Origin of the sequence: Tepidiphilus succinatimandens (genome assembly GCF_006503695.1) — a bacterium.
GTDB classification, from domain to species: Bacteria; Pseudomonadota; Gammaproteobacteria; order Burkholderiales; family Rhodocyclaceae; genus Tepidiphilus; species Tepidiphilus succinatimandens.
Window position 1 is genome coordinate 15,554 of the sequence record NZ_SBIK01000007.1, and the last position, 25,572, is coordinate 41,125.

At 68.6% G+C, this 25,572-nt stretch carries 23 protein-coding genes; 12 read left to right on the forward strand and 11 right to left on the reverse strand.

All coding sequences use genetic code 11. The features are described from left to right. Nucleotides 1-51 precede the first annotated feature (51 nt). Genes EPD82_RS05640 through EPD82_RS05660 form a run of 5 tightly spaced genes read left to right on the forward strand, consistent with a single transcriptional unit; the run spans nt 52 to nt 5,182 of the window. Entirely contained in the window at nt 52-1,767 is a 1,716-nt protein-coding gene (locus EPD82_RS05640; RefSeq protein ID WP_055423222.1) for a nitrite/sulfite reductase, read from the forward strand. After that, nucleotides 1,754-2,278 (forward strand): DUF934 domain-containing protein, encoded by a 525-nt coding sequence (locus EPD82_RS05645; protein ID WP_055423223.1) that lies wholly within the window; start codon nt 1,754-1,756, stop codon nt 2,276-2,278. The genes EPD82_RS05640 and EPD82_RS05645 overlap by 14 nt, the downstream gene beginning before the upstream one ends. Then, a complete protein-coding gene (locus EPD82_RS05650) occupies nt 2,275-3,018 on the forward strand; it encodes a phosphoadenylyl-sulfate reductase (protein WP_055423224.1) in 744 nt (247 codons plus the stop codon). The genes EPD82_RS05645 and EPD82_RS05650 overlap by 4 nt, the downstream gene beginning before the upstream one ends. Further along, the gene (gene cysD / locus EPD82_RS05655; RefSeq protein ID WP_141056082.1) at nt 3,015-3,917 is read left to right on the forward strand and encodes a sulfate adenylyltransferase subunit CysD; all 903 of its coding nucleotides are present in this window, start codon (nt 3,015-3,017) and stop codon (nt 3,915-3,917) included. Before EPD82_RS05650 ends, cysD begins: the two co-directional genes overlap by 4 nt. Continuing rightward, nucleotides 3,917-5,182 carry a sulfate adenylyltransferase subunit 1 gene (locus tag EPD82_RS05660; protein WP_141056083.1) on the forward strand — a complete coding sequence of 422 codons (1,266 nt, stop codon included), beginning with the start codon at nt 3,917-3,919 and terminating at the stop codon, nt 5,180-5,182. Before cysD ends, EPD82_RS05660 begins: the two co-directional genes overlap by 1 nt. Nucleotides 5,183-5,185: 3 nt before the next feature. Here the strand turns inward: EPD82_RS05660 and EPD82_RS05665 are convergent, their stop codons facing one another. Genes EPD82_RS05665 through mbhE form a run of 6 tightly spaced genes read right to left on the reverse strand, consistent with a single transcriptional unit; the run spans nt 5,186 to nt 11,049 of the window. Then, on the reverse strand, nt 5,186-5,575 hold the full coding sequence (locus tag EPD82_RS05665) for a Na+/H+ antiporter subunit G (protein ID WP_055423227.1): 390 nt from the start codon (nt 5,573-5,575) through the stop codon (nt 5,186-5,188). 10 nt (nt 5,576-5,585) lie between these two features. Then, nucleotides 5,586-5,855 (reverse strand): K+/H+ antiporter subunit F, encoded by a 270-nt coding sequence (locus EPD82_RS05670; protein WP_055423228.1) that lies wholly within the window; start codon nt 5,853-5,855, stop codon nt 5,586-5,588. Continuing rightward, nucleotides 5,852-6,370: a Na+/H+ antiporter subunit E gene (locus tag EPD82_RS05675; RefSeq protein ID WP_141056084.1), complete on the reverse strand. Its 519-nt coding sequence runs from the start codon at nt 6,368-6,370 to the stop codon at nt 5,852-5,854. The genes EPD82_RS05670 and EPD82_RS05675 overlap by 4 nt, the downstream gene beginning before the upstream one ends. After that, on the reverse strand, nt 6,367-7,863 hold the full coding sequence (locus EPD82_RS05680) for a monovalent cation/H+ antiporter subunit D (protein WP_141056085.1): 1,497 nt from the start codon (nt 7,861-7,863) through the stop codon (nt 6,367-6,369). Before EPD82_RS05680 ends, EPD82_RS05675 begins: the two co-directional genes overlap by 4 nt. Continuing rightward, a complete protein-coding gene (locus EPD82_RS05685) occupies nt 7,860-8,210 on the reverse strand; it encodes a Na+/H+ antiporter subunit C (protein ID WP_141056086.1) in 351 nt (116 codons plus the stop codon). Before EPD82_RS05685 ends, EPD82_RS05680 begins: the two co-directional genes overlap by 4 nt. Nucleotide 8,211: 1 nt before the next feature. Next, a complete protein-coding gene (gene mbhE / locus EPD82_RS05690; protein WP_141056087.1) occupies nt 8,212-11,049 on the reverse strand; it encodes a hydrogen gas-evolving membrane-bound hydrogenase subunit E in 2,838 nt (945 codons plus the stop codon). A gap of 67 nt (nt 11,050-11,116) precedes the next feature. On the opposite strand from mbhE, the gene EPD82_RS05695 reads away from it, so the two are divergent. After that, entirely contained in the window at nt 11,117-11,953 is an 837-nt protein-coding gene (locus EPD82_RS05695; RefSeq protein WP_141056088.1) for an IclR family transcriptional regulator, read from the forward strand. Between the two features lie 119 nt (nt 11,954-12,072). Here the strand turns inward: EPD82_RS05695 and pbpG are convergent, their stop codons facing one another. Then, nucleotides 12,073-12,936, reverse strand: coding sequence for a D-alanyl-D-alanine endopeptidase (gene pbpG, locus EPD82_RS05700; protein WP_055423234.1), 864 nt, complete (start codon nt 12,934-12,936; stop codon nt 12,073-12,075). Between the two features lie 200 nt (nt 12,937-13,136). Between pbpG and EPD82_RS05705 the strand changes: the two genes are divergently transcribed. Together EPD82_RS05705 and EPD82_RS05710 are read left to right on the forward strand one after the other, a co-directional pair. Beyond that, nucleotides 13,137-14,981 carry a phosphoenolpyruvate carboxykinase (GTP) gene (locus EPD82_RS05705; protein WP_206202206.1) on the forward strand — a complete coding sequence of 615 codons (1,845 nt, stop codon included), beginning with the start codon at nt 13,137-13,139 and terminating at the stop codon, nt 14,979-14,981. 19 nt (nt 14,982-15,000) lie between these two features. Further along, on the forward strand, nt 15,001-16,167 hold the full coding sequence (locus EPD82_RS05710) for a pyridoxal phosphate-dependent aminotransferase (RefSeq protein ID WP_141056090.1): 1,167 nt from the start codon (nt 15,001-15,003) through the stop codon (nt 16,165-16,167). 28 nt (nt 16,168-16,195) lie between these two features. Here the strand turns inward: EPD82_RS05710 and EPD82_RS05715 are convergent, their stop codons facing one another. After that, nucleotides 16,196-17,038: a lytic transglycosylase domain-containing protein gene (locus EPD82_RS05715; RefSeq protein WP_055423237.1), complete on the reverse strand. Its 843-nt coding sequence runs from the start codon at nt 17,036-17,038 to the stop codon at nt 16,196-16,198. 257 nt (nt 17,039-17,295) lie between these two features. Continuing rightward, the gene (gene ampD / locus EPD82_RS05720) at nt 17,296-17,904 is read right to left on the reverse strand and encodes a 1,6-anhydro-N-acetylmuramyl-L-alanine amidase AmpD (RefSeq protein WP_072247923.1); all 609 of its coding nucleotides are present in this window, start codon (nt 17,902-17,904) and stop codon (nt 17,296-17,298) included. Between the two features lie 70 nt (nt 17,905-17,974). Between ampD and cobU the strand changes: the two genes are divergently transcribed. The 4 genes from cobU (at nt 17,975) to EPD82_RS05740 (ending at nt 20,967) form a co-directional block, all read left to right on the forward strand. Then, a complete protein-coding gene (gene cobU / locus EPD82_RS05725) occupies nt 17,975-18,508 on the forward strand; it encodes a bifunctional adenosylcobinamide kinase/adenosylcobinamide-phosphate guanylyltransferase (protein ID WP_055423238.1) in 534 nt (177 codons plus the stop codon). 71 nt (nt 18,509-18,579) lie between these two features. Further along, nucleotides 18,580-19,620 carry a nicotinate-nucleotide--dimethylbenzimidazole phosphoribosyltransferase gene (cobT, locus tag EPD82_RS05730; RefSeq protein ID WP_141056091.1) on the forward strand — a complete coding sequence of 347 codons (1,041 nt, stop codon included), beginning with the start codon at nt 18,580-18,582 and terminating at the stop codon, nt 19,618-19,620. 25 nt (nt 19,621-19,645) lie between these two features. Further along, nucleotides 19,646-20,425 carry an adenosylcobinamide-GDP ribazoletransferase gene (gene cobS / locus EPD82_RS05735; protein ID WP_141056092.1) on the forward strand — a complete coding sequence of 260 codons (780 nt, stop codon included), beginning with the start codon at nt 19,646-19,648 and terminating at the stop codon, nt 20,423-20,425. Continuing rightward, nucleotides 20,410-20,967: a histidine phosphatase family protein gene (locus tag EPD82_RS05740; protein ID WP_141056093.1), complete on the forward strand. Its 558-nt coding sequence runs from the start codon at nt 20,410-20,412 to the stop codon at nt 20,965-20,967. The genes cobS and EPD82_RS05740 overlap by 16 nt, the downstream gene beginning before the upstream one ends. Before the next feature lie 67 nt (nt 20,968-21,034). On the opposite strand, the gene msbA is transcribed toward EPD82_RS05740, so the two are convergent. Next, a complete protein-coding gene (msbA, locus tag EPD82_RS05745) occupies nt 21,035-22,795 on the reverse strand; it encodes a lipid A export permease/ATP-binding protein MsbA (protein ID WP_206202207.1) in 1,761 nt (586 codons plus the stop codon). An 11-nt stretch (nt 22,796-22,806) separates the two neighbouring features. Beyond that, complete coding sequence (gene polA, locus EPD82_RS05750; RefSeq protein ID WP_141056095.1) at nt 22,807-25,527, reverse strand: DNA polymerase I; 2,721 nt, start codon at nt 25,525-25,527, stop codon at nt 22,807-22,809. Between the last annotated feature and the right edge of the window lie 45 nt (nt 25,528-25,572).

The window sequence follows — 25,572 nt, forward strand, 5'->3', positions numbered from 1 at the left end:
ATGCGCCAGAGGCGGCCGCTACACTGCCGCCATCGCATAGGGGAAACTTGCATGTACCGCTACGATTCCTGGGATCAAGCCATGGTGCAGGCCCGCGTCGCCCAGTATCGCGACCAGCTGCGCCGTTTCCTTGCCGGTGAGCTCGGCGAGGACGAATTTCGCCCGCTGCGCCTGCAAAACGGCCTCTACGTCCAGCGCCACGCGCCCATGCTGCGCGTGGCCATTCCCTATGGACTGCTGGAGGCGCGGCAGCTACGGATGCTGGCCAACATCGCCCGCCGCTACGACCGCGGCTACGGTCACTTCACCACCCGGCAGAACATCCAGTTCAACTGGATCCGGCTGGAGGACACGGCCGACATCCTCGAGCGTCTGGCCGAAGTGGGGCTGCACGCCATCCAGACTTCCGGCAACTGCATCCGCAACCTCACCACCGATCCGTTTGCCGGCGCGGCCCCGGATGAGCGCGTCGATCCGCGCCCCTGGTGCGAACTGATCCGCCAATGGTCGAGTTTCCACCCCGAGTTCGCCTTCCTGCCGCGCAAGTTCAAGATCGCCGTGCATGGAGCCGAGGAAGACCGCGTGCTCGTCCGGGCCCACGACATCGGCCTCGAACTCTTGCCGGGCGAAGATCCCCTCCTGCCGCGGGTGCGCGTCTTCGTGGGCGGTGGGCTGGGACGCACGCCGATCCTGGGCAAACTCCTCTACGACGAGGTGCCGGCCGAGGAACTCTTCACCGTGCTGGAAGCGATCCTGCACGTCTACAACCGCCATGGGCGGCGCGACAACCTCTACAAGGCGCGCATCAAGATCCTGGTGCAGGCGATCGGCGTCGACGCCTTTCGCGCCGAGGTCGATGCCTACCGCGCCGAACTCGCGGCCCAGGGCGAGGCCCTGCGGCCCACGCGCGAGGAGATCGAACGCGTGGCAGCGCACTTCGACGATCTGCGCCGCGTGCGGGCGCGGCAAACCGAGCTGCCTGCCGTCGCCTCGCTCGGCGCGGACGAATGGCCGGCCTTCACGCGCTGGCGGCAGCGCAACGTGCACCTGCAGCGTCAGCCGGGTTACGCCCTCGTCGTGCTCACCACCAAGCGCGCAGCGAGCGCCCCGGGCGACGTTTCCGCCGATGAGATGGAGGCGATCGCCGACTGGGCCGAACGCTACGGCGACGGCGAGATCCGCGTCACGCACGAGCAGAACCTGGCGCTTGCCTGGGTGCGCGAGGAAACGCTGCCGGGACTGTGGCGCGAAGCACGCGCGCTCGGTTTCGGGCATCCGAGCTTCCGCCTCGCGCACGATCTCATCTCCTGCCCCGGCGGTGACTACTGCGCCCTCGCCAACGCCCGCTCGATTCCGGTGGCGCAGGCGCTGCTCGCCGAGTTCACCGAAGCGGAGCTGGAAGACATCGGACCGCTGTCGATCAACGTCTCGGGCTGCATGAACGCCTGCGGCCACCATCACGTGGGGCACATCGGCGTGCTCGGGGTGGATAAGAACGGCGAGGAATGGTTCCAGGTGACGATCGGCGGACGGCAGGGGAACGACACGCGGCTGGGTAAGGTGATCGGGCCGGCCTTCCGCGCCGAGGACATGCCGCGCGTGGCGCGCACCCTGGTCGAAACCTACCGCGCCCGACGCGCCCCGGGCGAGACCTTCCTCGACACGCTCGACCGTCTGGGGCCTGCGCCTTTCAAGGAGGCCGTCTATGCCGGTACCCCCGCCGCCCGTCACCCCGCGCTCCAGGAGGCCGCCGATGTGGAAGCTTGAGCTCGACGGCCGCGTCTCTGCCTACCGCGCGGTGCTGGTATCGGCCTGGGAAGCCGCGCTCGACGAAGCGGACGCCGTGCTGGCACTCCCGGCCTGGCGCGAGGCGCTCGCCGCGGGCGCATCACCCCTGCCGCGGCGGGTGTGGCTCGCTCCGGAAGAAGAACCGATCCTCACGGCGGAAGAATGCGCCCGGCTCGGGGAGATCGTGCTGCCTTTTGCCAAATTCACCGACGGACGGGCCTTCAGCCAGGCCACGCGCCTGCGTCGGCGCGGCTGGCATGGCCGGCTCACCGCTTTCGGTGCCTTCCTGCTCGACCAGCTCGATTATCTTCGCCGCTGCGGTTTCGACGGCTTCGTTCCCGACCCGGCCCGCTACGACCGTGCAACCCTGGAGCGCGACGGCACCCGTTTGCTGACCGTCTTCCCCGAACCCTATCAGGCGAGCGCCGCCGTACCCGAGCCGCTTTTCCGTCGCCGGGCGCGCGGACTTGCCGAGGAGCGAACCCCATGAGCGATCCCACCCGCCCCCGGCTCGATGCCGCCGAACTGGCGGCGCTCGACAAAAAAACCGAGGCCGCCATCGCCCTTCTCGAGCGCATCGCCCGCGAGCACGCCCCGGCGGTGCTCGCGAGCAGCCTCGGCGCCGAGGACATGGTACTCACCGACCTCATCGCCCGCCACGCCCCCTCCATCGGCCTCTTCGTGCTCGACACCGGCCGTCTGCACGAGGAGACCTATGCTCTGATCGCCCGGGTGGAAGCGCACTACGGCCTGCGTCTGCAGCTCTTCGCCCCGCAGGCCGAGGACGTGGAAGCCTTCGTCGCCCGCCATGGCATCAACGGATTCTATGATTCGCTCGAAGCGCGCCTTGCCTGCTGCGACGCGCGCAAGGTGCGCCCACTCGCCCGGGCGCTCGCCGGCAAGCGAGCCTGGATCACGGGCATGCGCCGCGAGCAATCTCCCACCCGCAGCGACCTGCCGCCGGAGCAATGGGACGAAGCGCACGGGCTGGCGAAGTTCAACCCGCTCGCCGACTGGAGCGCGCGCGACGTCTGGGCCTACCTGCGCCACCACGGCGTGCCCTTCCACCCCCTGCACGAGCGTTTCTACCCCAGCATCGGCTGCGCCCCCTGCACCCGAGCCGTGGCCGTGGGCGAAGACCCGCGCGCCGGACGCTGGTGGTGGGAACGGCCCGAACACAAGGAATGCGGCCTGCACCGCCGCCCCGTCCTCACCGGAGAGACCCGATGATCGCCCCCCGCACCCATCTCGACCGGCTCGAAGCCGAGGCCATCCACATCCTGCGTGAAGTGGCGGGGCAATGCCAGAACCCCGCCCTGCTCTTCTCCGGCGGCAAGGACTCGGTCTGCCTGCTGCGGCTCGCCGAAAAAGCCTTCCGCCCCGGCCGTTTTCCCTTTCCCCTGCTGCACATCGACACCGGTCACAACTACCCCGAGGTGATCGCCTTCCGCGACCGGCGCGCCGCCGAACTCGGCGAGCGGCTCATCGTGCGCTCGGTGGAAGATTCCATCGCCCGCGGCACGGTCCGCCTCGCCCGTCCGGACGAGTCGCGCAACCGACATCAGTCGGTGACCCTGCGCGAGGCGATCGAGGAGTTCGGTTTCGACTGCCTCATCGGCGGCGCGCGCCGCGACGAAGAAAAAGCCCGCGCCAAGGAGCGCGTCTTCAGCGTGCGCGACGAGTTCGGCCAATGGGATCCGAAGAACCAGCGTCCGGAGCTCTGGCGCCTCTACAACGCCAAGGTCCCGCCGGGCGGGCACGTGCGCGCCTTCCCCATCAGCGACTGGACGGAACTGGACGTATGGCAGTACATCGCCCGCGAGGGCTTGGAACTGCCCTCGATCTACTTCGCCCATCCCCGCCCCTGCGTGCGCCGCGGCAGCCTGCTCGCGCCGGTCACCGAGCTCACTCCGGCGCGGGAAGGCGAAGCGGTCGAAACTTTGTGGGTACGTTTTCGCACGGTGGGTGACATCACCTGTACCGCGCCGGTGGAATCGCGCGCCCGCACGATCGAGGAGATTCTGCGCGAGACCGCCGCGACCACCGTCTCCGAGCGAGGCGCCACCCGGCTCGATGACCAGACGCACGAAGCGTCGATGGAACAACGCAAACGCGAGGGTTATTTCTGATGGATACCGTACTGCGCTTTCTCACCTGCGGCAGCGTCGATGACGGCAAGAGCACGCTCATCGGGCGTCTGCTCTACGACAGCCGGGCGCTGCTGGTCGACACTCTCGAGGGAATCGAACGCACCAGCCGGCGCCGCGGAGCCACCGCCCCCGACCTCTCGCTCGTCACCGACGGGCTGATCGCCGAGCGCGAACAGGGCATCACCATCGACGTCGCCTACCGCTACTTCCGCAGCGGCGCGCGCACCTTCATCATCGCCGACGCACCGGGCCACGAGCAATACACCCGCAACATGGTCACCGCCGCCTCCACCGCCCAGCTCGCCGTGCTGCTGGTCGACGTGCGCCAGGGACTCACGGCCCAGACCCGGCGCCATGCCCTGCTCGCCGACCTCGTCGGCATCCCGGCGCTGGCGATCGCGGTGAACAAAATGGACCTCGTCGGGTTCGACCCGGCCGCCTTCGAGGCGGTGGTCTACGCCTTCGAGGACTTCGCCGAGGCAAGCGGCCTGCGCGCGCGCCGCCACTACATCCCCATGTCGGCCCTTTTGGGCGACATGGTGGTCGAGCGCGGCGAGCATCTGCCCTGGTACCTGGGCCCGACGCTGCTGGAAGTGCTCGAGCGCACCCCCGTCGAGGACGGCGCGCGCGACAAGCCCTTCCGCTTTCCCGTGCAATGGGTCTGCCGGCCGCGCGAATCCACCGACCCCTTGCTGCACGACTACCGCGGCCTGGCGGGACAGGTCGCGGCCGGCACGCTCGCCGTGGGCGAGGAGATCGTCGTGCTACCTTCTGGGCGCCGCAGCCGCGTGACCGCCATCGAACTGGGCGGCGTGCCGCGCGAGCGCGCCCTCGCCGGCGATTCGGTCATGATCCGGCTCGCCGACGATCTCGACGTCGGCCGGGGCGATCTCCTCGTGCGCGCCGACGAATCCGCCCCGACGCTCGCCCGCGGCGTAGAGGCCGACCTCGTCTGGCTCGACCCGGCTCCCCTCGCGCCGCGGCGCACCTACCTGCTGCGCCACACCACGCGCGAAGTACAGGCGCGGATCGAAACGATCGAATGGAACCTGGACGTGGCCACGCTCGAGCGCGTGCCGGCGCACGAACTCGCGATGAACGACATCGCCCGCGTGCGCGTGAAGCTCGCCCAGCCGATCGCCGCCGACCCCTACGAGGCGCTGCGCGACACCGGGAGTTTCCTTCTCCTCGACCCCGTCACCTGGGACACGGTGGCCGCGGGGATGATCCGCGGAGCGCAGTGAAGCCTATCGCTTCGGTGCGGCACCGTGCTCCGCTTCCTCCGGTATCGGCTGGTACACTCCCCAGTCGACGCCGGACGCCCCAGGACGGGGCAGCGTTGCGCGCACCCGTTCCCGCTCGCGGTGCAGCCAGGCCCGAGCGAGCATGAGCGCCGAAACCGGGGCCGTCAGGAAGAGAAAGAGGGTGACGAGCAGCTCATGGATCGACCACTCGCCGCGCACACCGCCGAAATAGACGATCGACGCGAGCAGTACTCCGCCCACTCCCAGCGTGGTCGCCTTGGTCGGCGTGTGCAGGCGCTGCATCGTCTGCGGCAGCCGCACCAGCCCCCACGAGCCCACCAGACCGAAGAACGCCCCCACGAGCAGCAAGGCCGCGACCAGCATATCCGCCATCTCGCCCCTCCTATTCGATGATCTGCCCGCGCAGCACATAGCGGCAAAACGCCACCGTCGACACGAACCCGATCATGGCGAAAAAAAGCGCCGCCACGAACGGCACCGAGCTTCCCTGCCAGATGCCCGAGGTGACGATGAGCGCGATCACGTTCACCGTCAAGGTATCCATCGCCAGCACCCGGTCGACCAGATCCGGGCCGCGCCAAAGCCGCCAGGCACACAGCAGCACCCCCAACCCGAACGCCGCCAGCGCCACCAACGCCGCCATCTCGATCATGATTCATCCTCCCCGAACATCCGCATCAGGCGCGCTTCGTAACGCGCCTTGATCTCGGCCACCGTCGCCGCCGCATCCTTGGTGTGCAGGCAATGCACCAGCAGCGCCGAACCGTCTGCGGCCAGATCGCAGCTCACCGTGCCCGGTGTCATGGTGATCGTGCCCGCGAGCAAGGTGATCGCCTCCGGTACGCGCAATTCCAGCGGCACGACGAGCCAGCTCGAGCGCAGCGTCTCGGGCCGGCGCAGCAGCACCCAGCCGGCCACCTGCACGTTGGCCTTGGCGATGTCCCACAGCACGACGGCCGCATAGGCCAGCGCGGCGCGCCACGAGCGCACCGGCGGCGGATCCGGCCAGAAAGGGCGCAGGAGCCGCGGAATCACCACGCCCACAATCGCACCCATCAGCCAATGCGCCGCGGCGAACTCGTTTTGCAGCGCCACCCACGCCAGGATCAGTGCCAGGCTCAAGACCGGATGCGGCAGCCAGCGCCGCAGGCGCGCACGAACGCTCATCGGAACACCCCCGCCCCCGTCACCGCCTGCACGTAGGCACCCGGCTTGAGCAGGGCCTGGGCTGCCTGCGTGAAATAGGCGAGCGCCGGCTCGGCAGCGATCGCCCAGGCGAACATCGCCGCGAACAGCAGCGCGAGCGCCGCCACGCCGCCCGCCGCCGGTCCGCGTGCCGCGGCCGGCGCCTCCCCTTGCGCCTTCCAAAACACCCGCGAACCCGCCCGCGACAGACCCAGCAGCAGGAGGAAAGACGTCACGAGCACGAAGGCCCAGCTCGCTGCCCCGGCGCCCCCCTCCACCGGGATGCTGCGCAGCAGCGCGATCTTGCCGACGAAGCCGGAGAGCGGCGGCAGGCCCACCGCCGCGATCGCCGCGAGGAAAAAGCCCCCGCCGAGCAGCGCCCGTCCGGCGAAATTCTGGCCGCCGACAACGGCGTCGCCTTCCTTGCGCCGTGCCGCACGCACCAGATCGGCGAGCACGAAGAGCGCGGCGCCAGCCAGGGTGGAATGCACCAGATAATAGAGCCCGGCCCCCAGGCGCGGCGCCTGCGCCCCCGCAAGGCCGACGAAGAGCACGCCGATCGAGGCGATGGAGGCAAAACCGGCGAGCACCCCCAGCGTGGGTGCGGCCAGAACCCCCAAAGCCCCGGCCAACAAGGTAAGCCAGGCGAGCGGCTCCAGCGCCGCCAGCTGCCCCAGACCCAGGCCGACGAGCGCGAAGCGCAGCAGCGCATAAGCCCCGACCTTGGAGAGCAAGGCAAAGAGCGCCGCCGCCACCCCCGGCGCGTGCCCGTAGGCCCCCGGCAGCCAGAACTGCAGCGGCACCACCGCCGCTTTCAGCAAGAAAACGACGCACAGCAGCATCCCCCCGGCCATGAGGATGCCCCGATCGGAAGCCGGCACCGTCGGCACGCGCAGTGCCAAATCGGCGAAATTGAGGGTGCCGGCCGCGTTGTAGACGAGCGAGACGGCGAAGAGAAAGAGCGTCGAACCGATGAGGTTCACCACCATGTACTGCATGGCGTTCGTCAGGCGCGCCGCGCCGCCGCCATGCACCATCAGCCCGTAGGAGGCGATCAGCATCACCTCGAAGAAGACGAAGAGGTTGAAAAAGTCGCCCGTGAGAAAAGCGCCATAAATCCCCATGAGCTGGAACTGGAAGAGCGGGTGAAAATGCGGCCCGGCCCGGTCCCAGGCAGAGAGCGCCTGCAGCAGGAGCACGGCTCCCAAACTGGCAGTGAGCAGCACCAAGGCCACCGACAGACGATCGGCCACCAGCGCGATGCCGTAGGGTACCGGCCAGTCCCCCAGCCGATAGACGAGGATTTCGCCCTCGCGCACCGCGGCGAAGAGTAGGATGGCGACTCCAATCTGGGCGGCGGCCGAAGCAAAGGCGAGCACGCGCGCCAGCACCACGTCCTGGCGCGTGAGCGCCACCATCACTGCCGCGCTCACCGCCGGAATCAGCACCGGCAAGACCGGCAGATGCGCCGTCACCGGTCCGTCTCCGTCGCGCGCGTCACCGGCGGCACGTCGATACGCTCCTCGCCCGCCTCGAAGCGCGCCCGGATCGCCAGCACCACCAGGAGCGCCGTCATCCCGAAGGAAATGACGATGGCCGTGAGCACCAGCGCCTGCGGCAGCGGATCGGCGAAGCGCGTCACGCCTTCCTCCCAGATCGGCGGCGCGCCCAAGCTCAGCCGTCCCGCGACGAAGACGAAGAGGTTGGTGGCGTAGGAGAGCAGCGACAGACCCAGCACCACGGGAAAAACCTGCCTCAGACAGCACAGATACAGCCCGGCGGCGGTCAGCGCCCCGATGAGCACGGCGAACAAGCCTTCCATTTCACTCTCCCTCCCTCGACGACTCCGGCGGCACGTCCGGATCCATGGGCGTGCGGTTCGGCGCAAACCCCGCCAGCCGCCCCAGGCGCGCCAGCTGCGCCAAGGCCAGCGTCACCGCTCCGAACACCGTCAGCAGCACCCCCAGATCGAACCCCATGGCGCTCGCCAGCGCCACCGGCCCGATGCCCGGAAGATGCACTTCTCCATGGGCACTGCGCAAAAAGGACGCGCCCAAGCCCATCGCCGCCATGCCGGTGATGCCGGCCACGAGCAAGCCCGCACCGATCCACAGATGGGCATCGACGCGCAGGCGCTGCATCGTCCAGCACAGGCCGCTCGCCATGTACTGGATCAGGAAGGCGAGCGCCACGAGCAGCGCGGCAATGAACCCGCCGCCCGGGGCATTGTGCCCACGCAAGAACACATAGACCCCGGCCGTGAGCAGGAAAGGCAACATCACCCGCGCCGTGACGGCGAAAGGCAGAGGATGGCGCGTGGGCGAGAGGGCGAAGGGGAAATGCCAGGCGCGAAGCCCCTCGCGCGCCGGCCCCTCCTGCATCCCCTGCAGCAGGGCATAGATCACCAGTCCGGCGATGCCAAGCACCGTGATCTCGCCGTAGGTGTCGTAGCCGCGGAAATCGACCAGGATCACATTGACCACGTTGCGCCCTCCGCCTTCTGGTACCGAACGGCTCCAGAAATACTCGGCCAGGGTGGGGGCCTCATTGCGCATCATCACCCAGGCGAGCAGCCCCACCGCCAGGCCGACGAGTATCGCCACCACCGCCGCACCGCGCGGTGCCGACGCCCGGGGTGCATCCTGCTGTGGCAGGAAGAACAGCGTAAGCAAGAGCAGCACGGTGGTTACCGCCTCCACCGCGATCTGAGTAAGCGCCAGATCCGGCGCGGACGCATGGAGGAAAGCGAGCGAAACGACCAGCCCCACCACTCCGATGAGCAGCACCGCCCGCAGTCGCTCGTGATGCCAGCGCAGCACGGCGGCGGTGGCCACGAGCGCAAGGCCGGCGAAGATCCAGGCCAGTCCGTTGGCGGGCGTGGGCGGGCGCTGCGGCTGCCAGCCCTCCCCTGTACCCCAACCCAGCGCGAGCGCAAGGAGGCTCACCAGGGCGAGCAGCAGCACGTAGCGCCCCAGTACCCCCAAGTGCAGGCGAGCGACGAGGCAGTGCGCCCCCCGCACCAACCCTTCCTGCGCGGCGAAGAACGCCCTTCGTCCATCGAGCGGCAAAGCCCAGGCAAGCACCCGGCAAGACAGCGCTTGGTAGCGCCACACCAGCGCCGCACCACAAACGAAGGCCGCGGCCGACACCACGAGCGGCGCGCCGAACCCATGCCACGGCGCGAGCTCCGGCCACTCACGGCCGCTCCCCGCGGCGGCCGCGCTCGCCGCAACGAGCAAGGGCTCGGCCAGACCGGGCCACAGCCCCAACGCCACCACCGCCACGACCAGGGCCAAGGGTGGCCCCCACAGCAGCGCCGGAGGATCGTGCGGACGTCGTCCTTCCGGAAAGCGCAACGGCCCGAAGAAGAGCGCCGAAAAATACCGGAACGCGTAGGCCGCGGAGAAGATCGTCGCCAAGACGACGATTCCCCACAGCAGCCAGCCGTCCCCCCAGCGTGTCGCCAGCACCTCGGAGAGCATCGTCTCCTTGGAGACGAACCCGTTCAACGGCGGCACCCCGGCCATCGACAGTGCCGCCAGCGTTCCCATGCCTGCCGTCCCCGGCATGACTTTGGCCAGGCCCCCGAGGCGGCGCAGGTCGCGCGAACCCGTCTCGTGATCGACGATGCCCGCGTTCATGAAGAGCGCCGCCTTGAAGGTGGCGTGCATCAGCACGTGCAGCAGAGCGGCGAACACCGCCGCAGGCGAGCCCAAGCCAAGGAGCATGGTCACCAAACCCAGATGACTCACGGTGGAATAGGCCAGCAGCGCCTTCAGATCGTCCTTGAAGAGCGCGATCGCCGCTCCCAGGAGCATGGTCGCTGCCCCGACCCCCGTCACCCATGCGCTCCACGCGTCGGTTTGGCCGAACACCGGCCACAGGCGCGCGAGCAGATACAGCCCCGCCTTCACCATGGTGGCCGAATGCAGGTAGGCCGAAACCGGAGTGGGCGCAGCCATCGCGTGCGGCAACCAAAAATGGAAGGGGAACTGCGCGCTCTTGGTAAAGGCGCCCAGCAGGATCAAGGCAAGCACCACCGGCGCCACAGGCGCGGCGAGGATCAGCTCGCGCCGCGCCGCGAGCTCCGAGATGCGGTAGGTGCCAGCGATCTCCCCGAGCAGGATCAGGCCGGCGAGCAGCGCGAGCCCCCCGGCACCGGTGATCGCCAGCGCGAGCCTCGCCCCGCGCCGTCCATCGGCCTGATGGTGCCAGAAGCCGATGAGGAGAAAAGAAGAAAGGCTGGTGAGCTCCCAGAAGACGGGTAAGAGCAAGAGATTGTCGGCGAGCACCACCCCCAGCATCGCCCCCTGGAACAGGAGGAGATAAGCGTAGAACGTGCCGAGAGGTTCGTTGCCGGCGAGATAAGCGCGGCTATAGATGAAGATCAGGATACCGATCGCCAGGATCAGGGAGGCGAAGAAAAACCCCAGACCATCGAGGCGCAGCGCCCATTCCAAACCCAGGGAAGGTACCCAGGGCACGACCTCTTCCACCACCGCGCCGGAGAATACCGTCGGCGCGCTCCCCCACAGCAGCGCGAGCGCCACCAGGCTCGGTGCTAGGGCGGCGAGCAGCGCCGGCGTACGCCCCGTCCGGGCGAAGAGCGGCGGCAGGATCGCCCCCAGCAGCGGCAAAGCGACGATTGCACTTACCCCCATCGCCCCTCCTCATTTCACGATGCGAAAAATGCGCTATACTTTCGCCTCGAAACAAGCGATCGACCCGATGATACAACATCCCTGCGCAGCCCCCGACCCGGCTCCGGTCGAAGCAAAAAGTTCGATCCAGGTGATCGACCGGCTCGTCACCCTGCTCGACGTGCTCGCCCGCCATCCCGATCCGCTGCCGCTCAAGGCGCTCGCGGGCGAGGCCGGTTTGCACCCCTCCACGGCGCACCGCATCCTCGCCGCCATGACGGCGGCCGGTTTCGTCGAGCGGCTCGAAGGAGGAACCTACCGCCTGGGCATTCGGCTGCTCGAACTCGGCGCGCTCGTCAAGGCGCGCCTGTCGCTGCGCGACGTCGCCCATCCCTGGCTGCAGCGGCTGCATCGCGCCACCGGCGAGAGCGTCAATCTGGGCATCCGCGACGGCGATCACATCGTCTACATCGAGCGCACGAGCGGCGGGCGCTCGGCGGTACGCGTGGTGCACATCGTCGGCTCCCGTGCGCCGCTACACACCACCGCCACCGGCAAGCTCTTCCTCGCCGAAGAGCCGCAGGCGGAGGTCGAGCGCTACATCGCCCGCACGGGCCTCCCCCCAATGACGCCGCGTTCGATCACCGATCCGGCGCGGCTGCACGAAGAATTGGCGCGGGTTCGCCGGGAAGGCATCGCCTACGATCTCGACGAACAGGAGGTGGGGGTGCGCTGTATCGCCGCCGGCATTCGCGACGAAGACGGCGCGCTGGTGGCGGGGCTATCGCTCTCCACACCGGCCGAGCGCTACGACCCGGCGCTGGCCGGACCGGTGAAGCGAACGGCGGATGCGATCTCGCGGGCGCTCGGCCATGCCCCCACGGGCCGGGCCGAGACGCCGGCGCACGAAGTCTTCGCTCCCTGAGCGCCCGCCGCGAAGCACTCGCCCCCGCTCGGGATAGTAGCGTGGCACGCGGACGCCAGGAGCGGGCGACGCCACGACCGGACCGGACGCCAGCCCGATTCCCTGGCGCTACCCCTAGATCAACCGCGGTGCGCCGCCAGCCGCGGTTTGCCGCCGCGCGCCTCGGTGACGCTGCCGCCCGTCTCCAACCAGCGGCGCAGGCGCTGCGCGTCGGCCACCCGCGTGAGCTTACCTTGGCTGTTCATCAGCACCATGATCACCGGTCGGCCGGAGACCTCGCTGATCATCACCAGACATCGCCCCGCCTCGCTGGTATAGCCGGTCTTCTGCAGCGTGATGTGCCAGTCGTCGCGTTTCACCAGCCGGTTGGTGGTGCCGAACTGCACCAGCCGCCGGCCGACCTGCACGGCGGCCTGTTCCCGGGTGGAAAAGTCGCGGATCAAGGGGTACTCGCTCGCGGCGCGCACCATTTTCACCAGATCCTGCATGGAGGCGACGTTGCCTGGGTTGAGCCCTGCCGGGTCGACGAAACGGGAATTGCGCATTCCCAGCATGCGGGCCTTGACGTTCATCGCCTGCAAAAAGGCCGGCCGCCCGCCGGGATAATGGCGCGACAGGGCCATGGCCGCCCGGTTTTCGGAAGCCATGAGCGCCAGAAGGAGCGCCTCGCGCCGGGTGAGGCGGGTGCCGACCGGCAGGCGCGAACGCGTCCCCTTGAGGGTATCGATGTCCTCCTGGCCGACGGTGATCGTCTCGTCGAGCGGCAGGTGGCTCTCGAGCACCACCATGGCCGTCATCAGCTTGGTGATGGAAGCGATCGGCATGGGTTCGGCCGGATCACCGCGCAGGGCGATGCGCTCGAGCGAGCGCGCATCCGCCACGAGGAAAGACTCGGATTTGAGCGGCGGCTCCCCCGCCTGGGCCCACGACACCATCACCAGGAGGATCGCGAAAATCCCCCTCTGAACGAGTCGACGCAGCATGGCAGCCTCCCGACGCAAATCGCGCACCCGACAATCCGCCAAATATAACAGTTCGTGACGAAAAACGAGCCCCCCACGGACGGAATTACGCCGTCGCGCCGGCATCCCCGTCATCGACTCGTGCGATAATTACGGCTTCGCCGCCGCCTGCGGGCCGCGTCGCCGACCGGCTTTTTACTGTATCACCCGTGAGGAAGTCCATGACCGACAATCGTTTCCGCCGCATGGCGCTCGAATCGGCGCCTGACTACGTCCGCCACGAAGGGCTCAAGCGCTGGGTGGCCGACATCGCCGAGCTCACCGAACCCGACCGCGTCCATTGGTGCGACGGCTCGCAGGAAGAATACGACCGCCTGTGTCAGGAAATGGTCGAGTCCGGCACGCTGATCCGGCTCAACCCCGAGAAACGCCCGAACTCCTACCTCGCCTGGTCCGACCCCTCCGACGTCGCCCGGGTGGAAGACCGCACCTTCATCTGCACGCAGAACCCCGACGACGCCGGCCCCACCAACAACTGGGAAGATCCGGCGAAGATGCGCGCCACGCTCACCGGGCTCTTCCGCGGCTGCATGCACGGGCGCACGCTCTACATCATCCCCTTCTCCATGGGGCCGCTGGGCAGCCCGATCGCCCACCTCGGCGTCGAACTCTCCGACAGCCCCTACGTCGTGGCCAACATGCGCATCATGACGCGCATGGGCAAAGCCGTCTACGACGTGCTGGGCGAAGACGGATTCTTCGTGCCGGCCGTGCATTCGGTGGGCGCGCCACTCGAGCCGGGCCAGAAAGATGCGCGCTGGCCGTGCAACCACACCAAGTACATCGTGCACTTCCCCGAAACGCGCGAGATCTGGTCTTTCGGTTCGGGCTACGGCGGCAACGCACTCCTTGGCAAGAAGTGCTTTGCGCTGCGCATCGCCTCCACCATGGCACGCGACGAAGGGTGGCTTGCCGAGCACATGCTCATCCTCGGCGTCGAATCCCCGCAGGGCGAGAAGACCTACGTGGCCGCTGCCTTCCCCTCGGCCTGCGGCAAGACCAACTTCGCCATGCTCATCCCACCCAAGCGCTTCGACGGCTGGAAGGTCACCACGGTGGGCGACGACATCGCCTGGATCAAGCCCGGCCCTGACGGGAAGTTCCGCGCCATCAACCCCGAGGCGGGCTTCTTCGGCGTCGCGCCCGGCACCGGCGTGAAGACCAACCCCAACGCCATGGCCACGCTGCACGCCAACGTGATCTTCACCAACGTCGCGCTCACCGACGACGGCGACGTGTGGTGGGAAGGCATGTCCGAGCCGCCGGCGCACTGCCTCGACTGGCAAGGGCGCGACTGGACGCCCGAAATCGCCCGCGAGACCGGGCGCAAGGCGGCGCACCCCAACGCCCGCTTCACCGCGCCGGCAAGCCAGTGCCCCTCCATCGACCCCGAATGGGAAAACCCCGAGGGCGTGCCCATCTCCGCCTTCATCTTCGGCGGACGGCGCGCCACCACCGTGCCGCTCGTCTATGAGGCCTTCAACTGGGGCTACGGCGTGTACATGGCCGCGACCCTGGGGTCGGAAACCACGGCGGCGGCCACCGGCAAGCAGGGCGTGGTGCGCCGCGATCCCTTCGCCATGCTGCCCTTCTGCGGCTACCACATGGGCGACTACTTCAACCACTGGCTGCGCATGGGGCGCGTGGTCGAGCACCCGCCGCGCATCTTCTGCGTCAATTGGTTCCGCCTGGACGAAAACGGCCGCTTCATGTGGCCAGGTTTCGGCGAAAACATGCGCGTGCTCAAGTGGATCGTCGATCGCTGCCACGGCCGCGTCGGCGCCAAGGAGACGCCGCTCGGTTGGATGCCGCGCTTCGAGGACATCGACTGGACGGGGCTCGACATCACCCGAGAACAATTCGAGGCGCTCACCCGCGTCGACGTCGAAGCCTGGCGCAAAGAACTCTCCGAGCACAAGGAGTGGTTCGACAAGCTCGGCGAGCGCCTGCCGCGCGAGCTGGTACTCAAGCGCGAACTCTTCGAACTGATGCTGCACGAAGACTGACCGGCAAAGGAGCGCGGCGATGGCCCCGAGGTTCGCCGCCCGCATGGGCGAGATTGCGCCGTTTCACGTGATGGAGCTGCTGCGCCGCGCCTCCGAGCTCGAACGCTCCGGTTGCGACGTGATCCACATGGAAGTGGGCGAGCCCGACTTTCCCACGCCCGAACCGGTGCTGGAAGCGGCGCAGCGTTTCCTCGCCGCCGGGCGCGTGGCCTACACGCCGGCGCTGGGGCTGCCGGCCCTGCGCGAGGCCATTTCCGCCTTCTACGCCGAACGTCTGGGGGCCGATGTCGCTCCCGAGCGCATCGTCATCACCGCCGGCGCCTCTGGCGCCCTGGTGCTGGTCTTGGGCCTCATCACCGACCCCGGCGACGAGTGGCTGCTGCCCGACCCGTCCTACCCCTGCAACCGCCACCTCGTGCGCACCTTCGAAGGCCGGGTGCGGCTGCTGCCGGTCGGTCCGGAAACGGCTTTCCAGCCCACGGCGGCGATGATCGCCGCCGCCTGCGGGCCACGCACCCGCGGCGTGATGCTCGCCTCGCCAGCCAATCCCACCGGCACCCTGCTCTCGCTCGATGAGATCGATGCGATCGCCGAGGCGGCGGCCGAGCGCGGCGCGATCACCCTCGTCGACGAGATCTACCAAGGGCTCACCTACGGCGTGCCGATGCGCACCATCCTCTCGCGCCGGCGCGACGTGCTCGTCGTCAACAGCTTCTCCAAGTATTTCGGCATGACCGGCTGGCGGCTCGGCTGGCTGGTGCTCCCCGACGCCGACTGGGTGCGCGAGGCGGAAAAGCTCGCCCAGCACCTTTTCATCTCGCCTTCGACAGTGGCGCAGCACGCGGCGCTCGCCGCCTTCCTGCCGCAGACGCAGGACGAGCTGGAACGGCGCCGCGCGGAGTTCGCCCGGCGCAGAGCCGTGCTGCTGCGCGGACTCGACACGTTGGGCCTGACCGTGCCGGCCGAACCCACCGGCGCCTTCTACGCCTACGCCGACGTCTCGGCTTTGGGAGAGACGGCCGAGCGCCTGGCGCAGCGCTTTATCGAGGAGGCGCACGTGGCCGTCACCCCCGGCAGGGATTTTGGCGAGCACCGCGCCGATCGATTCCTGCGCTTTGCCTACACCACCACCCAGGCGCGCATCGCCGCCGCCATCGAGCGGCTGGCCAAGGTGCTGCGCCGCTGAAGCGACGCAGCGAGTTCCGCGCAGATCCTCAGCCTTGCCGCCGCGCGATCTGCTCCAGGCTGCGCTTCATCGCCAGCACCCGGCGCGCGTAGCGCTGCTCCGGGTCGTCCAAAGCGCCGGCAAAGGCTTGCAGGGCCTTCTCGGTGCTACCGTAGCGCTGTTTGGCTTCGGCCAGCACTTCGATCCCCACCGAAACGTTGAGCTGAGGATCGAAGAGCGCATCTTCGGGCGCTTTCCGCTTGAGCCGCGCATGGATGCGTTGCACGTGCCACTTCGGGACGACTTGCATAAGCCCTTGCGCCCCGTCGGGGCTCTCGGCAAAGGGGTTGAACTCGGACTCGATGGCGATCACCGCCACCACCAGCGTTGGATCGAGCCCACGGCGGCGAGCTTCCTGCTCCAGCGTAAGGAAGAGCGGCGTGAGCGCGGCGGAGGCCACGCGATAACGCCGCGCCACGTGATCGCGCACGCGGCGCATCTCGGGGCTCAGGGCCTGGATGCCGAGGTGCGCCTGCACCGAATCGCCGGGCGCCTTGGCAACCTTGGCCGGCTCACGAGGGACGGACGAAGAAGCGACGCGCTTTTCGGCCGGAGCGGACACGGGAGCAGGCGCGGCCGTTTCGCTGACCACCGGCTGCGAAACTTCGGCAGCGGCATCGATATCGTCGTCGCCGTCGTCTTCGGGCAAAGGCAACAAGGCCGTGGCCGCCGGCGCCATCGCTGCTTCTCCGGGACCGGAGACGACGAAAAGCCCCAAGAGGCCGGTACAGCAGGCGAGCGCGAGCAGGACGGTGGCCGCCACGCGACCGGGCACGGCAGTGCGACCGGTCGCAATTTCTACTTCTTTGTCATACCGTCGGTCTTCGGTCATGACGATGTCCTCCTTTCGTACCGAGGCGCCTTCGCCGAGTATCACAGTGATGCTGCCGCAGAAATGGCGGCGACGAAGGCGATCGTGAGGTCGTACATGCCGGCCGAAATGCGGCCGATCGGGGCGCGGCGGGGGTGCCGCCGCAGGGGAGAAAAAGCAGAATGATAGTTGAGGAAAACGCAGGATAACGCGAAACTTTCGTTCCGCCAAGGGGTTGGCTGATCAGAATGCGCGGCCGACCCGCGTTTGTTGCATCCTTACGACAGCAAAAGGGGAAGAAAACGCCCCGAAGAAAGGCCTGCGATCCGCACGCGCGCCGTCGACGTCGGAGGCAGAAGGGCAGCGAAACGGTGCCAGTCGAAGAAAGGTCCGGGGTCGGTCTTGCGGACCGGCGCAATATGACAGTGCCCTGCAACCGAGTCGATCGAAGGATATCGTCTCAGGAGGGCGGCGACGAGCGCCGCCACCCGCTCATATTGGGCGGAAGTGAAAGGCTGGCGATCGGATCCTTCCAGCTCGATGCCCACGGAGAAATCGTTGCAGCGGGCCCGCCCTTCCCAGCAGGAGAGACCGGCATGCCAGGCACGGCGATCCGGAGGAACGAATTCGATCGTCTCGGCGTCGCGCCGGATGAAGTAGTGTGCCGACACGCGCAGCCCTTCGAGTGAGGCGAAGGCGGGATGCCCTGCCGGATCGAGCGTGTTGGTAAAGAGCCGCTCGACCGCGTCGCCACCGAAGACTTCCGGCGGCAGGCTGATCGCGTGCAGCACCACGAGGCTGATCGGCATCCCTGCCGGGCGCTCGTCACAGTTGGGCGAGGCCACGCGCCGGTCGATGCAGGCCTCGAGCGCCTCTTTCCCCTCCATCGTTCCCCCCACACCAGTGGTCGCCGTCCTCCCTATAATAGAGGGTTTCCACGGATCGGACCCCTACCTCATGAGCGCCCACTTCCTGCTCGGCGGCGCCCGCAGCGGCAAGAGCGCCCTGGCCCAGCGGCTCGCCGAAGAAAGCGCTCTGCCGGTGACGGTGATCGTCACGGGCGAGCCGCGCGACGCAGAGATGGCCGAGCGCATCGCCCGCCACCGACGTGAGCGCCCCGCCCACTGGCGCACGGTGGAAGCCCCCTTCGCACTCGCCGACGCGCTGCGCGCCCATGCCGCCCCCGGACGCTTCGTGCTCGTCGATTGCCTGACGCTGTGGCTGTCGAACTGGCTCCTGGCCTGTCTCGACGACACGCCGCGCCGCGGCCCGGAGGAATTCTCCGCCGAACGTGCGGCGCTGCTCGAACTCGTAGCCGCCCCGCCGGGGCCGCTCGTCCTGGTCGCCAACGAAGTCGGGCTGGGACTGGTTCCCGAAACGGCGCTCGGGCGGCGCTTCCGCGACGAGGCCGGGCGGCTCAATCAGGACGTCGCCGCGCGCGCGGCCGCGGTGAGCTTCGTCGCTGCCGGACTGCCGTTGCGCCTGAAATAGCGGCGCCGGCGTTTCCCCCGCCATCGCCTTTGCGTACAATGCGGGCTTTCGCCGACGATCCTTCCCTTCCGATGCTCGAATTCTCCCTCACGCCGACGCACGACCCGGACCTCGCCGCCCGCCTGCAGCGCGCCATCGACGACAAGACCAAGCCGCGCGGCGCGCTGGGGCGGCTCGAAACCACGGCGCTGCGTCTGGGGCTCATCCAGCGCCGCCTCGATCCCCGCCTGGAACGCCCGCAGGCGCTCGTCTTCGCTGCCGATCACGGTGCCACGCACCGGCCCGGCATCTCGGCCTTCCCGCGCGAGGTCACCTGGCAGATGGTGGAGAATTTCCTCGCCGGCGGGGCGGCGATCAACGTCTTCTGCCGGCAGCACGGCATCCCGCTCGCCGTGGTCGATGCCGGCGTGGATCACGTGTTCGCGCCGCGCCCCGGCCTGATCGACGCCAAACTCGCTTTCGGCAGCAACGACTATCTCCAGGCGCCGGCGCTCGGCCGGGAATTGGCCGTGCGCTGCCTCGCCACCGGCGCCGAGCTGGTGCGCCGCCTGGCACCCGAGACCGACTGCTTGTTGCTGGGCGAGATGGGCATCGGCAACACGGCTTCGGCGACGCTGCTCACCCACTGCTTTACCGGCGCACCGCTCGAGGCGATCACTGGCCGCGGCACGGGGCTCGACGATGAGGGACTGGCGACCAAGCGCCGGCTGCTCGAGACGGCGCTCGCGCGCGGCGGCGTACCCGCCGATCCGATCGACGTGCTCGCCGAATACGGCGGGCTCGAAATCGGCCAGATCGCCGGGGCGATGCTCGCCGCGGCCGAACGCCGTCTCGTCATCCTCGTCGACGGATTCATCGTCACCGCCGCGCTCCTCGTCGCCCATGCCCTGGAACCGGCCGTGCTCGACTACTGCCTCTTCTCGCACCGTTCGCAGGAGCCGGGACACCGCCTGCAGCTCGAGCGGCTTGGCGCCGAAGCGCTGCTCGAACTCGATCTGCGTCTGGGCGAAGGTACCGGCGCAGCGCTCGCCTATCCGCTCATCGTTTCCGCCGCCGCCTTCCTGCGCGAGATGGCCAGTTTCTCGGCCGCCGGCGTGGCCTCGGGCAGCTGAACCGCCACGCGCCCCCGCCTCATACATGATCCGCACCCTCTTCTGGCGGTTCGTCGCGGCGCTGCAGTTCTTCACCCGGCTGCCGCTGCCGCGCGACTTGCCGCAGGTGCCGATTCACCAGAGCGGCGCCATCGGATTCTTCCCCTGGGCAGGCATCGTCGTCGGACTGCTCTGCGGGGCCGTGCTGCTCCTGGCGCGCTGGCTCTGGCCGCCGGAAGTCGCCGCCGTGCTCGCCGTGGCCGCCGCAGTGGCGCTCACCGGCGCCCTGCACGAGGACGGTCTGAGCGATACCGTCGACGGCTTCGGCGCGGGCTGGGATAGAATGCACATCCTCGCCATCATGAAGGACGTGCGGCTGGGCAATTATGGCGCCACGGCGCTCATCCTGGCGCTGGCGGCGCGCATCGCACTCACTGCCGCGATCGCCGTCCGGCTCGACGGGGCGGTGCTCCTGGCCGCGATCGTGGCCGCGCACGCGGTCTCGCGCGGCACGGTGCTGCTCCCCATGCTGACTCTGCCTTACGCGCGCGCCGAAGATGCCACGAGCCGCGCCAAACCGGTGGTGCAAGGGCTGGACGGCACCGCGCGGCTCACCGCCGCGCTCGGGGTGCTCGGCCCGCTCGCCTTGCTCCCACCGCCGGTTGCGCTCGCGGGGCTCGTCGCCGCCGGGGCCACGGGGGCCGCATGGACGCGGCTGTGCGCCCGCCGGCTGGGGGGCTATACCGGCGACGTGCTCGGCGCCGTCCAACAAACGGGCGAAATCGCCTTTCTGCTAGGAATCTTGGCTGCATGGAAATTCATCTGATCCGACATCCGCGCGTGGCCATCGACCCGCAGCTGTGCTATGGCCAGAGCGACGTGCCGCTGGCCGAACCCGCCGAAGAGGCTGCCGAACGTCTGCGTCCCTGGCTGCCCGAACGCTTCCGTCTCTTCTCCAGCCCCTCGAGCCGAGCCCTCGCGCTGGCCCAAGTCCTGGGGCAGCCCATCCTCGACGAACGGCTAAAAGAAATGCACTTCGGCCAATGGGAGCTGCAGCCGTTCGAGTCGCTGGGCGAAGCCTTGGAACAGTGGGCGAAAAATCCCTTCGGGTTTCAACCGCCGGCAGGCGAGTCGGCCGCCGAAATGGCCATGCGCGTGCTCGAATGGTGGCAGGAGGCGCGCGAACGTCACCAGGACGAAGAGGCGATCGTGATCGTCGCCCACGGCGGCCCCTTGCGCGTACTCGCCGGGCATCTGCTCGGGCTGCCGCGCGAGCGCTGGCTGTCGCTCGACTTCGGTTGCGCCCAGGCCACCCGCATCGACCTCGAACCCTGGGGAAGCATGCTGCGGTGGTTCAACCGGACGTGAACCGGCACGGCTGCCGCCGGCAGGGATAGCGAGATCTATCTCCGAAGCATGGAGGGCGCTCCGGCTTTCATGCCACCAGATCCTCCCGGTACAGCTGCGCGTAGCGCCCACCCGCGGCGAGCAGCTGTGCGTGCGTGCCGCTCTCGACGATGCGCCCGCGCTCCATCACCACGATGCGATCGGCCCGCTCCACGGTCGTGAGGCGGTGCGCGATCACGAGCGTCGTGCGTCCTCGCATGAGGGTCTCCAGCGCCGCCTGCACCGCGCGCTCGGATTCGTTGTCCAGGGCAGAGGTCGCCTCGTCGAGTACCAGCACCGGCGCGTCTTTCAGGAGGGCGCGGGCGATCGCCAGGCGCTGGCGCTGGCCGCCGGAGAGCAGCGCCCCGTTCTCGCCGATGGGGGTGTCGAAACCTTGCGGCAAACGCTCGATGAACTCCAGCGCATGCGCCGCGCGCGCCGCGGCGACGATCTCCTCGCGCGACACCGCCCGCTCGCCCGCCCCGTAGGCGATGTTCTCCGCCACGGTCGCGTCGAACAGCACCACCTGCTGTCCGACGTAGGCGATCTGACGGCGCAGCGCCGCGAGCCGCCACTGCGGCAAGGGGACGCCGTCCAAGCGGATGCAGCCCTCGGTGGGATCGTAGAAGCGCAGCAGCAGCTGGGCCATGGTCGACTTGCCGCTGCCCGAGGGGCCCACCAGGGCAACCACCGAGCCGGGCTCGATGCGCAGATCCAGGCCGTCGAGCGCCCAGTCCTGGGCATTGGGATAACGGAAGCGCACCCCCTCATAGGCGATCTCGCCGCGGGCACGCTCGGGGGCAAAGCTCCCCTCGTCATGTTCCGGCGGCACGTCGAGCAGCGAAAAAATGCTCTCGGCCCCGGCCAAGCCACGGGCGATGCGGCTATTGACCTCGGTCAGCTGCCGGATCGGTTTGGGCAGCAACCCCGCGGCCGTGACGTAGGCCACCAGCTCACCGGCGGAAGCATCGCCGCGCAGCCACAGCACGAGCCACAGCAAGGAGCCGATCGCCACGAAGGTGACGAGCTGCGTCGTCGAGCCGTTGCGTGCCCCGATCCGCGCCAGCCGCAGCTGCCGCTGGAAATCCTCGTCGTTGGCTTGGGCGAAGCGCTGCAATTCCCGCTGCTCGCCGCCAAAGGCTTTGATGACCCGTTGGGCCAATACCGCCTCGGTGGCGATGGCGGTGATGCGCCCCATCGTCTCCTGCAAGCGGCGCGAGGCAGAGCGCAGCTTGCGCCCGGCGCTGCGCATCATCGCGCCGAGCACGGGAAGGAGCACCGCCAGCACCAGCGTGAGTTTCCAGTTCGACCACAGCAGATAGGAAAAGAGCGAGACCACGGTCAAGCCTTCGCGCACGACGACGCGCACCGCCTCGGTCACGGCGCCGGTGGTCATGGTCACGTCGAAGGTGAGCCGCGAGATGATCCGCCCGGAATCCTGGGAATCGTAATAGGCCGTAGGAAGCCTCAGCCCATGCGCGAAGAGCGCCGCACGCAGGTCGTGGATGATCCCTACGGACACCTTGGACATGGAGTAGGCCCCGAGAAACGAGCCGATCCCCTGCCACAGCGCCACCAGCATCAAGGCCGCCGGCACGAGGTAGAGCGTGTCGACTTCGCCCAACGCCGGCACCACCAGCCGAGCCCGCGCCGGGTTGGTCAGGCCATCGACGAAATACTTCAGCGCGCCCATCATCATCGGCTGGCCGCTGGCGAAGATCACGTAACCGAGCATGGCCAGCGCGAACGCGCCGCGATAGGGGCGCACGTACTGCCACAGGCGGCGATAGAGCACCCAGGAAGAATCCATGCTTCGTTCCATCAATGCGCCTCGTCCCAATTACGTCCCACGCCGACGTCGACCACGAGCGGCACACGGAGCTTGGCAACGTTCTGCATCTGGTCGGTGACGAGCGCACGTGCGGCGTCCACCTCCGCCTCGGGCACTTCAAGCACCAGTTCGTCATGAACCTGCAGGACGAGCCGCGTCGCGAGGCCGCCCTCTTGCAAGGCGCGATGCACGCCGATCATGGCCAGTTTGATGAGATCGGCCGCGGTGCCCTGCATGGGGGCATTGATCGCCGCGCGCTCGTCGGCCTGGCGCTGGGCCGGGTTGCGCGAACGAATGTGGCGCAGCCACACGCGGCGCCCGTAGAGCGTCTCGACGTAGCCCTGCTCATAGGCCGTCTTGCGCGCCTGCTCCATGTACTTTGCCACCCCAGGATAGCGGGCGAAATAGCGGTCGATGTATTCCTGCGCCGAAGCGCGGTCGATCCCCAGGCTGCGCGCCAGGCCATGCGCGCTCATGCCGTAGATGAGGCCGAAGTTGATGGTCTTGGCCACGCGCCGCTGCTCGGGCGTGACCGCCTCGAGCGGCACGCCGAAGATCTCGGCAGCGGTGTGCCTGTGGATGTCCTCGCCATGCAGGAAGGCCGCCACCAGGGTCGCATCGCCCGAGAGGTGCGCCATGATGCGCAGCTCGATCTGGGAATAGTCCGCCGACAGCAGCAGGCAGCCGGTCGGGGCGACGAAGGCCGAGCGGATGCGCCGCCCCTCGGGCGTGCGCGCCGGGATGTTCTGCAGGTTCGGCTCGCTCGAGGACAGGCGTCCCGTGACCACCACGCTCTGGGAAAAGGTGGTGTGCACCCGCCCCGTGCGCGGATCGATCATCTTCGGCAGTTTGTCGAGATAGGTATTCTTCAGTTTCGAGAGTTGGCGGTGCTGCAGCAGCACCTCGACGATGGGATGCTCGTGCGCCAGGCGTTCGAGCACTTCCTCGCTGGTCGAAGCCTGACCCCCGGCGGTCTTCTTGGCCGCTTTCAGGCCCAGCTCGCCAAACAGGAGTTCGGCGACCTGCTTGGGCGAGGCGAGATTGAATGCCCGCCCCGCCAGTTCATGGGCTTTCTGCTCGAGCACACGCAGCTGGGTCTCGAACTCGCGGGACTGCGCCGCGAGCACCTTGGGATCGATCGCCACGCCGGCGCGCTCCATGGCCACCAGCACCGGCACGAGCGGGCGCTCGATGTCGCGATAGACGCGCTCGAGCCTGGGTTCGGCAGCGAGTTTGGCCGAGAGCACCTCGAAGAGCCGCCAAGTGAGGTCCGCGTCCTCGGCGGCATAGGCCGCCGCGCGCGCCGGCGGCACTTCGTCGAAGCCGATCTGTTTCTTGCCGCTGCCGCACAGCTCGGCGTAGGTGAGCGGTTCGAGCGAAAGCCAGCGGCGGCTGAGGCGATCGAGGTCGTGCTGGGCGTCGCTTTCGAGCACATAGGACATCAACATCGTGTCGTCGATGGTCCCGCCCGGCTCCGCCCCGTGCGCCGCGAGCACATGCCAGTCGTACTTCGCGTTCTGCGCCACCTTGCCATCGGCCGTGGCAAACCAGGGCGCGAGCCGGCGCAGCACTTCCTCGCGCGGCAGCTGCGGCCCGACCTCGAGCCCGCGATGCGCGAGCGGAATGTAGCACGCCCGCCCGGGCCCCACGGCGAAGGAAACGCCGACGAGGGATGCGTTGCGCGCATCCAGGCTGGTCGTCTCGGTGTCGAAGGACACGCGGGCGCCCTGCTCGATTTCACCGAGCCAGCGCTCGAATTCGTCCCAGTCGGTGATGCAGGCGTAGGCCGAACGCCGCGCCGCGGCCTGCGCGGGCGTTTCGAACCCGTCGCCGCCCTCCTGCCCCGCCGGGGCTGCAACCCCCTGCGCCCGCAGTTCGTTCAACCACGCCTGGAATTCGAGCCGTTCATAGAGCGCGAGGAGTTTCTCGCGCTGCGGCGGACGCGCCTGCAGGTCGTCGAGCCGCACCGGCAGATCGAGGTCGCAGCGCACCGTCAGGAGCTTTCTTGCCAACGGCAGGAAGTCGCGCGCCGCGCGCAGATTCTCCCCCACCTTTCCCTTGATCTCGTCGGCGTGCGCGAGCAGCGCTTCGAGCGAGCCGTACTGCTGCAGCCACTTCGCCGCCGTCTTGGGACCGCAGCCGGCCACCCCGGGGACGTTGTCGACCGCATCGCCCACCAGCGCCAGGTAATCGACGATGCGCTCGGGCGGCACGCCGAACTTCTCCTCCACACCCTTGGCGTCGAGCTTCTCGCCGCGCATGGTGTCGACCCACAGCACCCGCGGGCCGACGAGCTGGGTGAGGTCCTTGTCGCCGGTGGAGATCACCACCTCCCAGCCGCGCGCCAGTGCCTGACGGGTGAGCGTGCCGATCACGTCGTCGGCTTCCACCCCTGGGATCATCAGGAGCGGCCAGCCCTCGGCCTCGATCGCCTCGTGCAATACGGGAATCTGCGCGGCGAGGTCTTCGGGCATCTCGGGGCGCTGCGCCTTGTACTGGGGATACCACTCGTCGCGGAAGGTTTTGCCCGGCGCGTCGAACACGCAGGCGCGATAACGGGAGGGAAATTCCTGCGCCAAACGCCGCAGCATCGACAGCACGCCGCGGATGGCACCGGTGGGCTCGCCACGCGAGGTACGCAGATCGGGCAAAGCGTGATACGCTCGATAAAGATAGCTCGAACCGTCGACGAGCAGCAGACGCGTCGTCATGGCGTCTCTCACAGAAGCTTGCAAACGGGAAACTATACCGCGGTT

Coding starts and splice junctions, on each gene's coding strand:
- EPD82_RS05705 (WP_206202206.1), top strand. CDS start 13,137: ATGACCGACAATCGTTTCCGCCGCATGGCGCTCGAATCGGCGCCTGAC.
- EPD82_RS05645 (WP_055423223.1), top strand. CDS start 1,754: ATGTGGAAGCTTGAGCTCGACGGCCGCGTCTCTGCCTACCGCGCGGTG.
- EPD82_RS05685 (WP_141056086.1), bottom strand. CDS start 8,210: ATGGAAGGCTTGTTCGCCGTGCTCATCGGGGCGCTGACCGCCGCCGGG.
- ampD (WP_072247923.1), bottom strand. CDS start 17,904: ATGGAGGGGAAAGAGGCGCTCGAGGCCTGCATCGACCGGCGCGTGGCC.
- EPD82_RS05715 (WP_055423237.1), bottom strand. CDS start 17,038: ATGACCGAAGACCGACGGTATGACAAAGAAGTAGAAATTGCGACCGGT.
- EPD82_RS05670 (WP_055423228.1), bottom strand. CDS start 5,855: ATGATCGAGATGGCGGCGTTGGTGGCGCTGGCGGCGTTCGGGTTGGGG.
- pbpG (WP_055423234.1), bottom strand. CDS start 12,936: ATGCTGCGTCGACTCGTTCAGAGGGGGATTTTCGCGATCCTCCTGGTG.
- polA (WP_141056095.1), bottom strand. CDS start 25,527: ATGACGACGCGTCTGCTGCTCGTCGACGGTTCGAGCTATCTTTATCGA.
- EPD82_RS05640 (WP_055423222.1), top strand. CDS start 52: ATGTACCGCTACGATTCCTGGGATCAAGCCATGGTGCAGGCCCGCGTC.
- EPD82_RS05710 (WP_141056090.1), top strand. CDS start 15,001: ATGGCCCCGAGGTTCGCCGCCCGCATGGGCGAGATTGCGCCGTTTCAC.
- EPD82_RS05660 (WP_141056083.1), top strand. CDS start 3,917: ATGGATACCGTACTGCGCTTTCTCACCTGCGGCAGCGTCGATGACGGC.
- EPD82_RS05650 (WP_055423224.1), top strand. CDS start 2,275: ATGAGCGATCCCACCCGCCCCCGGCTCGATGCCGCCGAACTGGCGGCG.
- cobU (WP_055423238.1), top strand. CDS start 17,975: ATGAGCGCCCACTTCCTGCTCGGCGGCGCCCGCAGCGGCAAGAGCGCC.
- msbA (WP_206202207.1), bottom strand. CDS start 22,795: ATGGATTCTTCCTGGGTGCTCTATCGCCGCCTGTGGCAGTACGTGCGC.
- cobT (WP_141056091.1), top strand. CDS start 18,580: ATGCTCGAATTCTCCCTCACGCCGACGCACGACCCGGACCTCGCCGCC.
- EPD82_RS05740 (WP_141056093.1), top strand. CDS start 20,410: ATGGAAATTCATCTGATCCGACATCCGCGCGTGGCCATCGACCCGCAG.
- EPD82_RS05675 (WP_141056084.1), bottom strand. CDS start 6,370: ATGAGCGTTCGTGCGCGCCTGCGGCGCTGGCTGCCGCATCCGGTCTTG.
- cobS (WP_141056092.1), top strand. CDS start 19,646: ATGATCCGCACCCTCTTCTGGCGGTTCGTCGCGGCGCTGCAGTTCTTC.
- mbhE (WP_141056087.1), bottom strand. CDS start 11,049: ATGGGGGTAAGTGCAATCGTCGCTTTGCCGCTGCTGGGGGCGATCCTG.
- EPD82_RS05665 (WP_055423227.1), bottom strand. CDS start 5,575: ATGGCGGATATGCTGGTCGCGGCCTTGCTGCTCGTGGGGGCGTTCTTC.
- EPD82_RS05695 (WP_141056088.1), top strand. CDS start 11,117: ATGATACAACATCCCTGCGCAGCCCCCGACCCGGCTCCGGTCGAAGCA.
- cysD (WP_141056082.1), top strand. CDS start 3,015: ATGATCGCCCCCCGCACCCATCTCGACCGGCTCGAAGCCGAGGCCATC.